Consider the following 15506-nt stretch of genomic DNA (forward strand, 5'->3'; position numbering starts at 1 on the left):
GGGCCTAGCCCCGACCACCCAGCTTCTTCGCCAACAGCAACGGCTTCTTGAGGAACTCCCCCACGCTGGTGCGGGAAATCAGCGTCTGGTTCAGGGCGTCCAAGCGTTCCAAAACGTGGTCGAGCTTGGCCGCGGATTCGTCGAGGCGGCGTTGCTGGGCGCGGATCAGCTCCTCCTGCTCCGCAAGGATGCGGGACAGGTACAACACCGTGCCCAGCCCACCCTGGGCCACGCCGTCGCGGAGATGTTCGTCGCGGACCAAGGCATCGTAGTGGGCGTGCTCGGCGGCCTTGGCGAAGATGCTGTTGCCGTCATGCCCCTCGGATTCGGGCCGCTGCGACCAGAACGCAAGGGGTTCACCGTCCAGGAACCCTACGCGCGAGTGGCTGAGGACCCGCAAGTGGAACTCCCAGTCGCCCACCACCGGCAGATCCTCGTTGTAGTAGCCCACGGCGTCATGGAGGCTGCGACGGTATAGGAAGGAAATAGGCACCGCACGGTTGATCCTGAGCATGTCCGCGAGGGTTATCTGGCGCATGTCCGCCCAGAAGATCTCGCGGCGGACGGGCTCGATCCTGTCCTCCACCAACTCCTCGATGACGATCTCCGTCCGGACCATCACGCCGGCCTGTGCAGCGTGCGCTGGGTCGTCGAGGTACGCGACCGTGCGTTCCAGGAACGTCGGCGCCCAGAAATCATCGTCATCGTGGATCACGACGAACTCGCCGCTGCCGGCCTTGATCCCGGCGTTCGACGCGGCTTCCATGCCCACGGATTCCGAATGGTGGAGGGTGGTAATGCGGGCCTGCTCCGCGTCCGACCGCTGGGAGGTGAGGCGTTCGACGTCGGCCGGATCTCCGCCGTCGTTGACTACCACCAATTCGAAGTCCTGAAAGGTCTGGGCGAAGATGTCATCCAGCGCACGAGCCAGGAAAATCGGGCGGTTCTTGGTTCGGGTCACGATGGTGATGCGGGCACCGGCGGTCATGGCTCGTCCATTCCATTCGGGAAGTGTGATCAATCCTGCATGTTAGCAGCGCTTCCGGCCCGCTCCCCCAGCTTGGCCCGGAGTGCAGCAAGTTGTTCGGCTGATACACCGTTGGCCGCCAGGAAACCGGCCGCGTCCAGTGAACCAAGGAACTCCCGCAGGCTCGCACGCCGCCGTATCAGTACCGCCTCGAGGTCCTCATCGGACAGGTACGGATCGTGCGCGTGCGGCGCCCCATGGGTGCGGTGCCGCTCGTTGATGCCCCTGGCAGCGAGCTCATAGCCGCGCACGATCTCGCCGTCACCGAGGCCCGCCAACTGCTGGAGCATCAGCGCGATCACGCCGCTGCGGTCCCGGCCCGCGGAACAGTGAACCGCCACCTTGCCCGGCGACGCCGCGATGGCTTTGAAGACCGCCGCAATCTTGTCCCCGAAGAGCTCCAGGTAAGCCCCGTAGTGCTCAGGATCCTTCAGATACGGGCCGAACAGCTCGCTGAAGTCGCTATGGTCCGGGTCTTCCGTTGGGCAATGTACGACGTCGATGCGCGCCTTCACATCGTCCCGCACCTGGGGATCGGTGTCGCGCTGCTTCCGCTCGCGGGAGGCGCGGAGATCGATAACGGTGCGGACGCCGTCGTCGTACATCTGCTGCCACCCGGCCTCGGTGACCCATTCGTGGCGGCCCATCCGATACACGTCCCCGGCAATCATCCACGCGTTCACTGCACCGTCCCAGTGGACCTTGGTTGTCCCTTCCATAGGAGCCAGCTAAGCACAAAGGCAGGTCTGCGGGTGAGCCTGCCGCCGAGACCCTACCGTTTGGCGAGTTGGGTCAGCTTTACTGAAGAAAGCAGGGCTGATGCGTAGGCTCGGTGCCCGGCGTCGTTGGGGTGGAAGTTCGCGTCCAACAACGGCTGGGTCAGGTCCAGCACGATCCATGGGTTGTCCGAGTTCACCGCGTGGCCTGTGAACCGCTTGGCGACGTCGACGAACACAGCATTGGTGCCGCTCTCCGCTACAGCCTTGGCGATGGTGGCGTTGAGGGCATCCACTGCTTGGTTGACGAGGATCTGGTTGGCTACCGGGACCACGGTGGCCCCGCCCAACACGATGTCGCCCTCCGAGGGATCAAAAAGCCGGGGGTATCCCAGGACAGCAATGGTGGCATTCGGCGCAGCAAACTGGATGGACTGGTAGGTACCTTCCAAGGCGGCTTCGACGATACCCAGGTTCTGGATGATCCCGGCAACGATGACCGCACAAGATTGTGTATCGGGCGAGGCGCACGCCTGCAACGCGAGCCCACTTCCCGCATCCAGGGCACCGGCAGTGATGCTCACCAAGTCGGTCTCACTGTTGAGGGCAGCCCCGCTCAATTCCGCGATCTGCTGCACGACCGGCGTGGAAGTTCCAATAGGGCCCAGGAACGCACCGTGGCAGGCGGCGTTATCAATAAGGGCTACCCGAGCGGAGGCACCGGCGATATCCACGTATCCGCCGGCGCTTTGCCAGCAAGGAATGGCGGGGATAGGTCCGGCAAGATCCCCTGCACCCGTTCCCGCCGTGTACGAATCACCCAAGGCGACATAGTTGACGGGCGGAGGTGGTGCGGCAGTCGCCGGACTCGCCGTGAATCCCACCACGAGTGCCAGGGCGGCGAGCCCGCTCGCCAGAACCGTGTGCCGCCGTCGTGCTTGATGAGTTGCCATGATGTTCCCCTTCATAACGCTCCGTGGGGCTCCGGCCTCCCGCAGGTGCGGAAGTTGCGGCTCGCCCACCAGTCGGCCGCGTACCGGGGCAATGTGTGGGCAAGGTTACGCCTACGGCTGTGTGGTGAAAAGACCTTGACAGGCGCTACGCGCCGTACTTGGCCAACCGGAACTCCAAGCCGTTCCGCACCGCGGGCCACTCGTGCTCCAGGATGGAGAACACCACGGTGTCCCGGAGGGCACCATCTGCGCTGCGTGAGTGGTTCCGCAGCACTCCGTCCTGTTTGGCACCGAGCCGTGCAATAGCGTCGCGGGACTGCTGGTTGAGCCAGTGCGTACGAAACTCCACGGCCGGGCAGCCCAAGGTTTCAAACGCGTGCCGGAGGAGCAGCAGCTTGGAATCCGGGTTGGTTCCCGTGCCGTGAGCCGACGCAGCGTTCCAGGTTGAGCCGATCTCCAGCCGGGGCGTCACCGCATCAATGTTCATGTATGTCGTCATACCGATGAGGTTGCCCGTCGTGTTGGACCGCGTGGCGAACGGCACCATGGAGCCTTTTGCCTGCAGGTCCAGGCGCCGATCAATCTCAGCCGCCATGCCCTCCGGCGTCGGAACCGAGGTGTACCAGAGCTTCCAGAGATCACCGTCACGGGCTGCATCAACCAGCCCGTCGTGGTGTTCCGGGCTCAACGGTTCCAGCGTCACGAATTTTCCGGTCAGGGTGATGGGTTCGATTGAAGTCACCCGGATAGCCTAACCGCCCGTGAGCGTCAGTCGTTCCAGTCGAAGAAGCCCTTGCCCGTCTTGCGTCCCAGCTCGCCGCGCGCCACTTTGTCCCGGAGGATCTGCGGCGGAGCGAATCGGTCGCCCAGCGTTGAATGAAGGTACTCCGCGATGCCCAAACGAACATCCAGGCCCACAATGTCGGTGGTCTTCAGTGGACCCGTGGGGTGCTTGTACCCGAGCACCATGGCGGCGTCGATGTCCTCCGCCGAAGCCACGCCTTCCTCCACCATGCGCATAGCCTCAAGGGCAATCGCGACGCCCAGCCTGGAGGACGCAAAGCCAGGAGCGTCATTAACGACGACGGCGGTCTTGCCGAGTGCCTCGGTCCAACTTTTCGCCGCAACAGCGAGTTCGGGAGACGTCTCCTTGGCCAGCACCACTTCAATGAGGGTGGAAGCCGGCACCGGGTTGAAGAAGTGGAGCCCCACGAAGTTGGCCGGACGGCGGAGCTCGTTGGCAAGGCCGGTCACGGACAAGGAAGAGGTGTTGGACGCGAGGAAAGCATCCGCGGACAAGTGCTCCTCCACAGCCTTTAGTGCAGTGACCTTGAGCTCGTAGTCCTCGGGCACGGCCTCCACCACGAGTCCGCAGTGAATGAAGGATTCGTAATCCGTGGAGGTACTGAAGCGGGACAGCGCCTCTTCTGGAGTTTCGCCCAGGGTGCCGCGGGCTGCGGACTTGGCAACGGCCTCAGCTACTCGGCCTTGGGCTCCTGCTGCTGCTTCGTGGTCGCGTTCCACCACGATCACCGTTGCGCCTTTGGTGAGGAACGCGTGTGCGATGCCGGCGCCCATCCGGCCACCACCGAGGACACCGACGACGTGCGGAATGGCGGGAGCTGTGGTCGTCATTTCTGGGTCCTGTCTTGCGTGGAAGCGTCGGAATCTTTCGAAGCCTTGGCCGACTTCTTGTCGAGGAAGGCCTGCATGCGGTCGAACTTGGCTTGGGACTCGAAGAGGATTCCCTGGGCCAGTGTGTCGATCAGCGGGTGAGCCTCGGCGGGGGCATGGAACACGGACTTAGTGATGCGCACGGCCAAGGGATCCTGGCGGCCAATCCGGTCCGCCAGCTTGTGCGCTGCATCCATGAGCTCGGGCGCCTCATGGATCTCAGTGATGAGGCTGATCCGCAGTGCTTCCTCTGAACGCAGGACGGCTCCGGCCAGGAGGATCTCCTTGGCCTTCGGTTCTCCCACCAGTTCCTTGAGACGCCAGCTTGCACCGGCGGCGGCGAGGATTCCCAGGCCCGTTTCCGGGTTGCCGATACGCACGCTCGGCGTACCAATACGGAAATCGGCAGCGTAAGCCAGCTCGGCCCCGCCGCCCAGGCAGTATCCGTCCAAAGCCGCGATGACAGGCATGGGCAACTTGGCGATGCGGACAAAGATCGTGGAGTTGATCCCCTGCAAGGCGTCGTCCCTGCGCCGCTCCCGCAGCTGGCCGATGTCGGCACCAGAAGCGAACACACCTTCAGTACCGGCGATGATCAGCACCTTCGGGTTGCGTTCCAGCTCGGCACACACCTGATGGAGCTCATCCACCATCGTCTGATCGATCGCGTTGCGGACCTCGGGGCGATTCAACAGAACCGTGAGGCGATCTTCGCGTTCTTCAAGGAGGAGAGTGGTGAAGTCGTCCGGATTCAGAGCCATTACACGCCTTCCAGCAGCATCGCGGTGCCTTGCCCAACGCCGATGCACATGGTCGCCAGGCCAAGTTTCGGTCCAGTGGTGGAGGCCAGTTCGCGCTCCATGCGGCCCAGCAGCGTAATCGCAATACGTGAGCCGCTGGAACCCAGCGGGTGCCCCAAACTGATGGCACCGCCGTCGTTATTCACAATGTCCGGATCCAGCCCCAGGCGACGCATGCTCGCCAGCGACTGGGTGGCGAACGCTTCGTTCAGTTCCACGGCGCCGAGCTGGTCCACGGTGAGGCCGGTGCGGGACAGGATCTTCTGCGTGGCCGGGACCGGGCCGATGCCCATGATTTCCGGCTCGCAGCCTGCAGAGGCGCCGTCGACGATGCGGGCGCGCGGAGTCAGGCCGAACTTCTTGATGGCGGCTTCGGAGGCCACGATGATGGCCGAGGCGCCGTCGTTCAACGTGGAAGAGTTGCCTGCCGTCACCACGGATCCACCGGGAACCACAGGCCGCAGCCCAGCCAGGACGTCCATGGTGGTGCCCTCGCGGGGGCCCTCGTCGGTGTCCACCACGGTCTCGGACTTCCGATTCTTGACCGTGACGGGAACAATCTCGTCCTTGAAGCGCCCGCCGGCGATGGCTGCCAAGGCCCTTTCATGGGAACGGACGGCAAAGGCGTCGGCGTCCTCACGGGAGATGCTGTCCACGCGGCCTACTTCCTCGGCCGTTTCAGGCATGGAGTAGGTCATCTTGCCGTCGCGGGAGAGCTCGCCCTTGGTGAAGAGCGGGTTGGCGAAACGCCAGCCGATGGAGGTATCGAAGATCTGGCCCGGCTTGGCGAAGGCCGTGGACGGCTTCTCCTGGACCCACGGCGCACGGCTCATGGACTCGACGCCGCCGGCCACCACAATGTCCGCAGCACCGGACTTGATCATGTGGCTCGCCATGATGATGGCGCTCAGGCCCGAGGCGCACAGGCGGTTCACGGTGATGCCGGGGATGTGGAGGGGAAGTCCGGCCAGGATGGTGGCCATGCGTGCGACGTTGCGGTTTTCCTCGCCTGCGCCGTTGGCGTTGCCCAGGATGACTTCGTCAATGGAGTCAGGATCGACGCCGGCACGCGCCACAGCTTCCCGGACCACCAATGCGGCGAGATCATCCGGGCGGACTGAGGACAGGGCCCCACCGTAGCGACCTACAGGCGTGCGTGCGCCGCCAACAAGAAAAGCCTCGACCATGAGAACATCCTTCGCGAAGTGAAAGGGACCGGTCGTGAATAATATACCGACCGTTCGTTCTATAAAGATTACACGGCGCAGCGGGCCGGTCAACAGATGAAGCCCTCAGCAAGGGACAACCCGCCCGGCCCGCCACAACATCAGACCACCCGGATCCCCAAGTGACCGGCCAACAGCGGCGCCATAAGGCTCAACTGGTAGTCGTCGATAATTACGCCTGCCAGCCCCGCCAAACCGTTGATTCCGCGGAATTCCGACGTCCGGAGATCCACGTCCTTCAGCTTGGCTCCCGTGACATCCAGGGTTCCGATGGTGCAGTTCTTCAGGGCCACGCGGGTGCCTGCGCAGTTTCCGAGGTCGAGCTCGTTGATGATGCAGTCCGAAATCTGGATGTCCATGAGCTTGGAGCCACGCAGGTTCACGTAGTCCAGTTTGCCGCCGTCGATTCGGACTGACCGCCAATTGCCCTCATAAAGTTCGGCAGACCCCCAGCGTGGATTGCTGATCTCCACGTCCTGCCAGGAGCTCCGTGCCGCAGTGAAGACCGGGGCGTACGGCTCTGCGAGGATGCACTCACGGAAGGTGGCTCCGCGCAATTGGGCCTCATTGAAGGACACGCCGTTGAACTCGCACTCGATGAAATCCGAGCCACTCAGCTCTTCCCCGTCAGCGGACACTTTGGTGAACCTGACGCCGTCGTACCGTTCGCCACGCTGGAAGTCCGGGGCGTCGTCGTCGCGAAGTTCGTCCAACCGCACCGGCGAAATTTTAGGGGCCGCTACCTTCGCAGCCGCCATCAGAGCGATTCCGCTTTGGCTGCGATCTCGGACAAGTCCTTGGCCAGGGCCTTCCGGGTCATGCTCATCCCGATCTTGCCGAACAAGGCCATGCCCACCTTGCTGAGAAGGGAGGGGTTGATCATCTCGGCGCCGAATGTCATGGTGAGGTCTGTGCCGCCGTCGCGCTCACTCAAGTTGAAGCGCGTGGTGTAGTCCGCGCCGCCTTGGAGGGCCTTGATGGTGGTGCTGCGGGGCGGGTCGGTGTGGGACACCCACATTTCGACCGTTTCCTGCCTGCCCATCATGGTGCGGGTTTCCTTCCAGCGGGTGCCTTCACCGTACGGACCCTCGCTGAGCATTTGGATTGCGTTGATGCCGGAAAGCGTGCCGGCCGATCCTGGAATGTCCGAAAGGACCGCCCAGACCTTCTCCGGACTGGCGTTGACGTGCTGCGTCAGGGTGGTGGTGTGTTCCATACATCGAGCCTAGACCCGACCCCCGACACTCCCAACTGACTGGCATTAGTGGTTGTTCTGAGCGCTCAAAACAACCACTAATGCCAGTCAGTTGGGAGCGAGTACGTGCGGCCTGTGGATAACCGCCCGCCCGCTTCAAGGATTTGCCAGCATGGGAAAATGCGTATCCCCAAGCAGCTGCCCGATCGCCTTGGAGGCGCCCCTTTCACCTGGCAAGAAGCGCTCGACGCCGGCGTCTCCCGTCAGAGGTGGAGGCACTGGGGGCTTGACTCACCAAGCCGAGGGATACGGAGCCCCACCACCGGCCACGCGACCGAACTAGCCATGACGATCCGGCCTTACACGGTCATTACACCGTTTTCCGCGGCCTCCCACGCTACGGCGTTCGTGCTCTGGGAATTCCCTGGTTTCCTGCCGGGCAGCCACGAATCTCTCATCCACATTTCACGGCCGGACACCATGGCAATCCCGCGAAGGAAGGGTGTGGTGGGACATGTAGGGCAGTTCTTCGAGGACGAAATTGCCAACCACAACGGCTTGCTCGTCACCAGCCGTGCACGGACGTGGCTCGATTGCGCCCGGAAGATGAGCATTGACGAGATCACCGTGGTGGCTGATCACCTACTGCGGGCGCCAAGGGCTGAGTTCGAGGGGCGCAGCGACCCTTACTGCACGCGTGAAGATCTTGAAACCATGCTTGACCGCCATAAAGGGACACCGGGAATCCGGAAGGCGCGCCTTGCACTGGAGCAGGCCCGCATGGGAGCCGATTCCGGGCCCGAAACGCGGCTTCGCCTGGCACTTGAGCGGGCAGGGCTGCCACAGGTGGAGGTGAACCGGCCCACCGAACTGGGTTCCGGCGTCGTGCGTCAACCCGACCTATCCTGTCCCGAGCTCCGGGTGGCGGTGGAATACGAAGGCGAGGGCCACTCAGATGCTGCCCAGATTGTCCGGGACATTGAGCGGGAAGAGGACTTTAGTCGCGCCGGATGGACACTTGTCCGCATTTCAAAACGCCACATGAGAAACGACGCTCGCTCAGCCGTATCCAAAGTCCGGAATGCGCTGATTGGCCAAGGCTGGACGCCCAAGTAGCTGGCATTAGTGGTTGTTTTGAGCGCTCAAAACAACCACTAATGCCAGTCAGTTGGGTACGGGTACGCGAACGGCGAGTGCCCCCGAAAAGGAGGCACCCGCCGTCGAGCGTTTTGACGAGTGGAGAGGCTTAGCTGAACAGCTCGCTCTTGGGCTCGTTGTTCTTGACCTTCTGCCAGCCCAGCCACAGGATCAGGGCGAAGAACGGGATGGTGGCCAGCGTCCAGAGGCCCAGCAGGAAGATCTCGCCGGTTTCCTTGTTGGTCATAGTGTCGAAGCCGATCAGCACGGTGATGGCCAGCAGTGCGATGAGGCCAAGCCAGCTGGTCCACGGAGAACCGGGCATCGGCAAGCTGGAGACATTGCCGCGCTTCTTACGCAAGGCAATCTGGCTCGCGAAGATGGATCCCCATGTAAAGATCACGCCGATGGAAGCCGTGTTCAGTGCGAGGTCGAACGCGTGCGAACCACCCAGCCAGATGTTGAGCAGGATGCCCACGAGGTACACGCCGCCGATGGCCAAAATTGCCGCGTAAGGAACGTGGCGGGTGGACATCTTGGTGAGCCACTGCGGAGCGTGGCCGTTGTTGGCCATGGTGCGGAAGATGCGGCCGATCGAGTACAGGCCCGAGTTGCAGGAGGACAACGCAGCGGTAATGACGATCATGTTCATGACGTCACCCATCCAGCCGAGGCCCATCTGGCCGAACACGGTGACGAACGGCGAAGTGCCGGCAACGTATTGGTCGGACGGCAGCAGCATTGCAAGCAGCGTCACCGAGCCGACGTAGAAGACAACAATACGGATCACGACGGCGCGGATCGCCTTGGGAACTTCACGTTCCGGATTCTCCATCTCACCTGCGGTAATGCCGACGAGTTCGATGGCGTTGTAAGCGAAGATCACGGCGTTGAGGACCAGGATCATCACCAGGCCACCCTTGGGGAACATTCCGCCGTCTTCGTGGAACAGGTTGGCCACGGACGCGTTGCCTTCGCCCACCTTCGCGTTGGTGACCACCATGAACGTGCCAACAGCCAGGAAGATCACGATCGCCGCAACCTTGAGGCAGGAGGCCCAGAATTCGAATTCGCCGAACGCCTTGACGCTGAACAGGTTCACGGCCACCAGCAGCACCAGCGCTGCGATGGCGGACAGTTCAATGGGCACGTTCGGGAAGAAGAACTGGAAGTAGAGGCCGATCGCGATGAGCTCGGCGATGCCTGTCATGGCCCAGTTGATGAAGTACATCCACCCGGAAAGGAAGGCGCCCTTCTTGCCGAACATTTCACCGGCGTAGCTCACGAAAGAGCCGGACGTCTGGCGGTACATGATGAGTTCGCCGAGGGCGCGCATCAGCAGGTAAGCGATGACGCCGGCAATGGCGTAGGAGAAGATCAGGGCAGGGCCGGTGGAGGCCAGACGGCCACCGGCACCCATGAACAGGCCGACGCCGATCGCGCCACCCATGGCGATCATGGTGACGTGGCGGCGGCTCAGGGTCTTCTGGTATCCCTCGGCACTGAGGGTGGAGCCCGCGGCTGCGGATGAGGCCTTGGGGCTCTGGAGATCTGTGGGAGTACTTTGCGGCACAGCTGTTCCTTGTGGGTTGGGGTATTGCTGTAGGGGTTACGCCAGTGCCGGAACACGGGCGGCTTTGGCACACAAAATTCGAGCTTTTCCTCGTTTGAGGACTCGAAGTGTGACAAAGAACGCAGAACACCGAAGGTTCGCGCAACCCGTCTATCTTACGGGATTAACCCGAATGCCCGTGACGCAGGCAACAAGAGGCAAGGGAAAAGGCTCGTCGCTAGAGAAGAGCACTCATGACATTCCAACCGGAACCCACCTTGGCGGGAGCCAGCCAGCCTCCTTGGCCGTTGCCGGGGTACACCCAAAGAGACCCGCCACCGTCACGGGCAAGAATGTCGGTATGGCCGTCGCTGTCGAAGTCACCTGGCCCTGACAGCTCAGACATGCCGTTCCAGCCAGAACCGATCCTGACGGCATTGAGCCAACCGCCACGACCGTTCCCGGGGTACAACCACAAAGCACCCCCGGCATCGCGGGCCAGAACGTCCGGCTTGCCGTCCCCGCTGAAATCTCCCGGCCCGACGAGCTCTGACAGTCCGTTCCAGCCCCAGCCAACCTGGACCCGCTGAAGCCAGCCACCCGTGCCATTGCCCGGATACAACCACAAATTGCCACTGCCGTCCCGCGCCAAGACATCAGGCTTTCCATCGCCGCTGACGTCGCCCGGCGCGACCAGCTCGGACATTGCATTCCACCCCGAGCCAACCTGGACCCGCTGAAGCCAGCCACCCTTGCCGTTACCCGGGTACAACCACAGCACCCCAGCGGCATCGCGAGCCAAAACATCTGCGTGCCCGTCAGTGTTGAAGTCTCCTGCCGTCATCAAGTGATTCATGACATTCCATCCTTGACCGGCCTGAATCCGCGAGAGCCAGCCGCCTGAGCCATCGGAGGGGTACAGCCACAGCAAGCCGCTCCCATCCCTGGCAATGATGTCCGGGTGCGCGTCGCTATTGAAGTCTTTATTGGCGTGATCCCTCACCACGGAGACGGTGCCATCGCTGGCGTTGGCCACATATGTAATGTGCCTGACGGGGTCCACCGCTATGCCTATTGGCGTCTCTCCGACGGGGACGGCGGTGTTGACACCGCGGCCGCTGGTGACAGACAACTTGTTGGCATACAAGGTCGTCATGTAGACAGCGTGGGTCCCAGGGTCCACGGCGATCCACTCTGGAGCACCGCCTGTGATCATCTTTTCCTGGACGACCTTGGAGCCATTGATGACATAGAGGCGTCCGCCGGCGGATGGAGCTGTAACGAATACGTCGTGAGTCTGCGGGTCCACCGCCACCCCTTGCAGCGAGTAGCTGCTGACCTTGATGGTGCCTGTGACGGAGGCGCCATTGATGACATAGAGGCTGCCATCACCACTTGGGGCGTAGACAGTGTGGGTTCCCGGGTCCACGGCGACGCCCCACGAGTCATGCCCGACTGCAATAGTCGAGGTCACCGTAGTCCCCTTGATGACGGAAATACTGCCGGATTGGGAGTTTGCGACATATGCCGTGTGAGTCGCAGGGTCCACCGCTATGCCGTAGGGATGCCCACCCACTGCCACTGTTGCCGTCACCTTGGTCCCCTTGATGATGGAGACAGAGTTGTCACCCCAGTTGGTCACATACGCCGTGTGAGTGCTTGGGTCCACAGCGATGTTGCGTGGCTCCCGGCCAACCGAAATCCTTGCTGTGATAGTGCTCCCGTTGATGACAGCTACCGTGCCGCTCGCGTCGTCACTCACGTAGAGGGTTCCTGTTTGAGGATCAACGGCAGCACCTACGGGAGTACCACCGACGTTGATCGTATCCGTCACATCCGGTGTAGCCGAAGCACCGCCGGCTGACATGGTCGAAACGGTCAGAATCACGGCAAGGGCAACGGGCCACGCGCGGCCGCGGGTCAGGATTCGCATAAAAGCAAAGCCTACAGTTGCCGGCTACCTCATCGGCTCCACTCAGCGCACGCCATCGCCCCATCATCTTGCTGTCCCGGGTCAGCATCGGCTCGAAGACGCCGGTACCGGTGAGCGCCTGGCGCTCGTTAGTGTCCCGTCCCGGACGTGCTGGCCCATGAAGGGACATCGACGCCGGCCACCTTCAGCTTGGCGGCGTTCCGGGACCCCAAGTAAACGGAAGAGCGATCCACACCCGTGATGTGGTCGGCCACGACAGCTGCCTGATCCCACGCTGGCGCCGCAAGCCCGTAAACCTCACCGCGATGCTGGACGCACTCCCCCAGCGCGTAGATGTCTTCTTCGTCCATGACCTGTAAGTAGTCGTCCACGACGACGGCCCGCTCCACTGCCAAACCACTCACCACCGCGACGTCGACGTTCGGCCTGATGCCCGAAGTCACCACCGCCATGTCGCAGTCAAGCTCGTTGCCGCCGTGCAGCCGAATCCCACTCACCCGATCTGAGCCCAGGACCCCGGTAGCTCTGCTCCCCGAGTGGACCACAGCGACGTCCAGGCCCCTGGCCTGCAACCCCCTTGCCACCTCAAGACCGGGCACTTCGTCACCAATCACCACGGCCCTGCGGTGATGATCCTGCTGGGCGAACTGGATCATCCTGCGGGTATCGTCCATGGTCCGGAAAGTGAAGATCCCGGGCCGGAGCGTGCCACTGGGTGTGTACAGGCCTTCCATGGGTGGAAGGTGGGATCGTCCGCCGGTAGCCAAGATCAGGACGTCGTAGGCCACCACCCTGCCATCACTGGCGAAGACGTGCTTGCTGAACTTGTCCACGCGATCCACGCGGACCCCGGCGTGCAGGGTGATGTTGTTTTCCCGGTACCACGTCAAGGCATTGAGGATGATGTCCGAAGCGTTTGCCTCGCCGGAGAGCACATGGCTAAGCATGGAGCGGTTGTAATTTCCGTAGGGTTCGTCGCCGAACATGGTGATCTCCAGCAGATCTGCCCCTCCCCGGGCGAGGATCTCTTCCACGGCCCGGGCACCAGCCATGCCGTTGCCGATCACCACCAGCCGCTGCTTCATCAGTGCTCCACCATGCCAAGATCCACCACGACAGTTCCCCGCACCCCGGTTGGCGCCACGATGAACAGCTCGATCACCGACCCGCCTTCGGTGTCTTCCACCACCCTGAGCGGAACATGAACGTCACCCTTGGCCCCGATGGGGAAGTACCGCATGGGAATACGGTCCCGCATCAGCACCACAGTGATCAGCTCCGGGCTTGAGTTGCCGCCGCGGAAGTACAACGTCTGGTTGACGACGCCGTCCGGGACAAAGTGCGATAGCTCGCTGTGAATGGGCACGGGCTTGTCCAGCCCGGTGCCTTCGAAGTGGTAGATGCCCTGCAGGAAGAGATTCTTGGCGATCACGGGAAGTCCTTTCGGCCGTCTTCCTCCCATGGTGCTCCGCCGTTGTTTCAGGGCGCGCTGCCGCATGTTTCATCCCGCAGGACAAAGCGTAACGATCGCTTTGCGAACAGCTCACACGGTGGAGCTCAGGTTGAGCCCTATAACAGTTCGCCACCCTGCATGCCGTAGCGGACCCAGGTGCCAACGGGCGCGGGACGCGCGCAACGGTCAAACCACTCACCCAGTGCGCGGTCGTGGCTGACGATCACCACCGTCCCGGCAAAGGATGCGAGCGCGGCTTCCAGTTGTTCCACCAGCACAGGCGCCAAATGGTTGGTGGGCTCATCCACGATCATGGTGTCGTAGCCGCCCAGCAGGAGGCGGGCCAGAGCCAAGCGACGTTGCTGGCCGGCGGAGAGCCCGCCAACCGGAACATGGAATTCGGCAGGACGGAACAGCCCCAACCTCAGCAAGCCTTCAGCATGCTCGTCAATGTTGCCGCCCAGTCCCGCGGCGAACGCCGGCAGCAGGCGCAGTCCCGGCCGGGCGGGGACCTCAAGTTCCTGTTGCAGGTAGCCCACTTTGCCGTTGACGGTCACGGATCCCGCGGCGGGCTCCAGGTTGCCCGTCAGCACTGACAACAGCGTGGATTTGCCGGCGCCGTTGGGGCCGGTGATGAGGACTTTCTGCCCGGTTTCCACCCTGAGGTCGGTGGGTTGGAGCCTCCCGGGCACACTGACCCTGTGGGCCTCCAACGCCGGCAGGGACGCAGCCACAGCCACGGCTCCCAGCGGAGCTGCCAGCTTTAGTGGAACCGGAGGCCGGTCCACCGGGTTCTCTTCGAGCCTGCGCAGCCGCTCCTGGGCGTTGCGGACTTTGCTGGCTGCCGCGCTTTGCCACGTACCGGTTTTGAAGCCGAAGGCCATCTTGTCGTTGTCGCGCTTACGGCCGTAGCCCATACCATCGGCTACTGTGGCGGCTTGCAGCCGCTCGGCGGCCATGGCATTGAGCCATTCGTCGTATTGCTGGACCCAGCGCGCCCGTTCGGCCGCTTTCTCACGGAGGTAACCTTCATAGCCGCTGCCGTAGCGGCTCACGGACCGCCGCTCAGCGTCCACTTCGATGATGGTAGTGGCGACTTTCCTGAGCAAAACACGGTCGTGCGAGACCACCACTACAGTCCCGCGATGCGCGGCCAACCTCGACTCCAGCCAGGCGGTGCCGTTCGCGTCCAAGTGGTTGGTGGGCTCGTCCAGCAACAACGCCTCAGCGGGATCAGCGAGCAGGCAGGCGAGCGCTACCCGCTCCTGCTCGCCGCCGGACAAGGATCCAAGCGTTCGACGGCGGTCCAGGCCTCCCAGCCCCAATGTGTCCAGCGCTGCTTCCACCCGGGATTCGGCGGCGTACCCTTCGCGCAGTTGGTATTCGGTTTGCAGGCTGCCGTAGAGGTCCAGCGCCTCGGAGTCGGCATCGGCCAGGTCCCGCTCGAGTTCCGCTATTCGGTCTTCCAGCGAGCGCAGCGCACCGAGGGAGGCGTCGATGGCATCCCCCACGGTCAACGACTCAGCAAGCCCGTGCGTCTGGGCGAGGTAACCGACGCGGTAGCCGGGGTTGCCCGACAAACCCGCGGTGCCGTCGTCGGGCGTTTCCACACCGGCCATCAGGCGGAGCAGGGTGGATTTGCCGGCACCGTTCTCGCCAACAATGGCCACGTGCTCGCCGTGATGGATGACGAGGTCAACGGCATTCAAAAGTTCGCGGTCCCCGTAGCCGTGGGAAACGCCGGAAAGGTAAAGGTGGTCAGTCAAGAGGAATCCTCGCAAGTCCGCAGTGGGTGGCAGAAAGCCATGTGGGTACTGGGGATGCAGCCGAAGGTAGGGGC

The 15506-nt window shown here is 62.9% G+C and carries 15 protein-coding genes; 1 reads left to right on the forward strand and 14 read right to left on the reverse strand.

Annotated elements, in window-relative coordinates; translation table 11 throughout:
• Nucleotides 1-4: 4 nt before the first annotated feature.
• From ACR30Z_RS03980 to ACR30Z_RS04020, 9 genes are all read right to left on the reverse strand, one after another.
• The gene (locus tag ACR30Z_RS03980) at nucleotides 5-1021 is read right to left on the reverse strand and encodes a glycosyltransferase family 2 protein (protein ID WP_434371296.1); all 1017 of its coding nucleotides are present in this window, start codon (nucleotides 1019-1021) and stop codon (nucleotides 5-7) included.
• Complete coding sequence (locus tag ACR30Z_RS03985; protein WP_434371297.1) at nucleotides 1018-1746, reverse strand: tyrosine-protein phosphatase; 729 nt, start codon at nucleotides 1744-1746, stop codon at nucleotides 1018-1020. Before ACR30Z_RS03985 ends, ACR30Z_RS03980 begins: the two co-directional genes overlap by 4 nt.
• 53 nt (nucleotides 1747-1799) lie before the next feature.
• Nucleotides 1800-2696 (reverse strand): SGNH/GDSL hydrolase family protein, encoded by an 897-nt coding sequence (locus tag ACR30Z_RS03990; protein WP_144650719.1) that lies wholly within the window; start codon nucleotides 2694-2696, stop codon nucleotides 1800-1802.
• A 145-nt stretch (nucleotides 2697-2841) separates the two neighbouring features.
• Complete coding sequence (locus tag ACR30Z_RS03995) at nucleotides 2842-3438, reverse strand: GNAT family N-acetyltransferase (protein WP_434371298.1); 597 nt, start codon at nucleotides 3436-3438, stop codon at nucleotides 2842-2844.
• 26 nt (nucleotides 3439-3464) lie between these two features.
• Nucleotides 3465-4331 (reverse strand): 3-hydroxyacyl-CoA dehydrogenase family protein, encoded by an 867-nt coding sequence (locus ACR30Z_RS04000; RefSeq protein WP_144650725.1) that lies wholly within the window; start codon nucleotides 4329-4331, stop codon nucleotides 3465-3467.
• Nucleotides 4328-5131 (reverse strand): enoyl-CoA hydratase/isomerase family protein, encoded by an 804-nt coding sequence (locus ACR30Z_RS04005; protein WP_434371299.1) that lies wholly within the window; start codon nucleotides 5129-5131, stop codon nucleotides 4328-4330. Before ACR30Z_RS04005 ends, ACR30Z_RS04000 begins: the two co-directional genes overlap by 4 nt.
• The gene (locus ACR30Z_RS04010; protein ID WP_144650730.1) at nucleotides 5131-6357 is read right to left on the reverse strand and encodes a thiolase family protein; all 1227 of its coding nucleotides are present in this window, start codon (nucleotides 6355-6357) and stop codon (nucleotides 5131-5133) included. Before ACR30Z_RS04010 ends, ACR30Z_RS04005 begins: the two co-directional genes overlap by 1 nt.
• A gap of 140 nt (nucleotides 6358-6497) precedes the next feature.
• Complete coding sequence (locus ACR30Z_RS04015; protein WP_434371300.1) at nucleotides 6498-7154, reverse strand: pentapeptide repeat-containing protein; 657 nt, start codon at nucleotides 7152-7154, stop codon at nucleotides 6498-6500.
• Nucleotides 7154-7612 (reverse strand): SRPBCC family protein, encoded by a 459-nt coding sequence (locus ACR30Z_RS04020; RefSeq protein ID WP_144650737.1) that lies wholly within the window; start codon nucleotides 7610-7612, stop codon nucleotides 7154-7156. Before ACR30Z_RS04020 ends, ACR30Z_RS04015 begins: the two co-directional genes overlap by 1 nt.
• A gap of 324 nt (nucleotides 7613-7936) precedes the next feature.
• Between ACR30Z_RS04020 and ACR30Z_RS04025 the strand changes: the two genes are divergently transcribed.
• Nucleotides 7937-8707 carry a DUF559 domain-containing protein gene (locus tag ACR30Z_RS04025; protein WP_434371301.1) on the forward strand — a complete coding sequence of 257 codons (771 nt, stop codon included), beginning with the start codon at nucleotides 7937-7939 and terminating at the stop codon, nucleotides 8705-8707.
• A 130-nt stretch (nucleotides 8708-8837) separates the two neighbouring features.
• On the opposite strand, the gene ACR30Z_RS04030 is transcribed toward ACR30Z_RS04025, so the two are convergent.
• The 5 genes from ACR30Z_RS04030 to ACR30Z_RS04050 all read right to left on the reverse strand — a co-directional run bounded on the left by ACR30Z_RS04030 (nucleotide 8838) and on the right by ACR30Z_RS04050 (nucleotide 15432).
• Nucleotides 8838-10301, reverse strand: coding sequence for an amino acid permease (locus tag ACR30Z_RS04030; RefSeq protein ID WP_434371302.1), 1464 nt, complete (start codon nucleotides 10299-10301; stop codon nucleotides 8838-8840).
• Between the two features lie 217 nt (nucleotides 10302-10518).
• Nucleotides 10519-12213 carry an FG-GAP-like repeat-containing protein gene (locus tag ACR30Z_RS04035; RefSeq protein ID WP_434371303.1) on the reverse strand — a complete coding sequence of 565 codons (1695 nt, stop codon included), beginning with the start codon at nucleotides 12211-12213 and terminating at the stop codon, nucleotides 10519-10521.
• A gap of 128 nt (nucleotides 12214-12341) precedes the next feature.
• The gene (locus ACR30Z_RS04040) at nucleotides 12342-13298 is read right to left on the reverse strand and encodes an NAD(P)/FAD-dependent oxidoreductase (RefSeq protein WP_434371304.1); all 957 of its coding nucleotides are present in this window, start codon (nucleotides 13296-13298) and stop codon (nucleotides 12342-12344) included.
• Nucleotides 13298-13645 carry a molybdopterin oxidoreductase gene (locus tag ACR30Z_RS04045; protein ID WP_434371305.1) on the reverse strand — a complete coding sequence of 116 codons (348 nt, stop codon included), beginning with the start codon at nucleotides 13643-13645 and terminating at the stop codon, nucleotides 13298-13300. The genes ACR30Z_RS04040 and ACR30Z_RS04045 overlap by 1 nt, the downstream gene beginning before the upstream one ends.
• A 137-nt stretch (nucleotides 13646-13782) precedes the next feature.
• The gene (locus ACR30Z_RS04050) at nucleotides 13783-15432 is read right to left on the reverse strand and encodes an ABC-F family ATP-binding cassette domain-containing protein (protein WP_434371306.1); all 1650 of its coding nucleotides are present in this window, start codon (nucleotides 15430-15432) and stop codon (nucleotides 13783-13785) included.
• Nucleotides 15433-15506 lie beyond the last annotated feature (74 nt).

The organism is Paenarthrobacter sp. FR1 (assembly GCF_051106045.1).
Classification (GTDB): domain Bacteria; phylum Actinomycetota; class Actinomycetes; order Actinomycetales; family Micrococcaceae; genus Arthrobacter; species Arthrobacter nitroguajacolicus_A.

Coding starts and splice junctions, on each gene's coding strand:
- ACR30Z_RS04005 (WP_434371299.1), bottom strand. CDS start 5,131: ATGGCTCTGAATCCGGACGACTTCACCACTCTCCTCCTTGAAGAACGC.
- ACR30Z_RS04015 (WP_434371300.1), bottom strand. CDS start 7,154: ATGGCGGCTGCGAAGGTAGCGGCCCCTAAAATTTCGCCGGTGCGGTTG.
- ACR30Z_RS03985 (WP_434371297.1), bottom strand. CDS start 1,746: ATGGAAGGGACAACCAAGGTCCACTGGGACGGTGCAGTGAACGCGTGG.
- ACR30Z_RS04000 (WP_144650725.1), bottom strand. CDS start 4,331: ATGACGACCACAGCTCCCGCCATTCCGCACGTCGTCGGTGTCCTCGGT.
- ACR30Z_RS04035 (WP_434371303.1), bottom strand. CDS start 12,213: ATGCGAATCCTGACCCGCGGCCGCGCGTGGCCCGTTGCCCTTGCCGTG.
- ACR30Z_RS04010 (WP_144650730.1), bottom strand. CDS start 6,357: ATGGTCGAGGCTTTTCTTGTTGGCGGCGCACGCACGCCTGTAGGTCGC.
- ACR30Z_RS04025 (WP_434371301.1), top strand. CDS start 7,937: ATGACGATCCGGCCTTACACGGTCATTACACCGTTTTCCGCGGCCTCC.
- ACR30Z_RS04020 (WP_144650737.1), bottom strand. CDS start 7,612: ATGGAACACACCACCACCCTGACGCAGCACGTCAACGCCAGTCCGGAG.
- ACR30Z_RS04040 (WP_434371304.1), bottom strand. CDS start 13,298: ATGAAGCAGCGGCTGGTGGTGATCGGCAACGGCATGGCTGGTGCCCGG.
- ACR30Z_RS03990 (WP_144650719.1), bottom strand. CDS start 2,696: ATGGCAACTCATCAAGCACGACGGCGGCACACGGTTCTGGCGAGCGGG.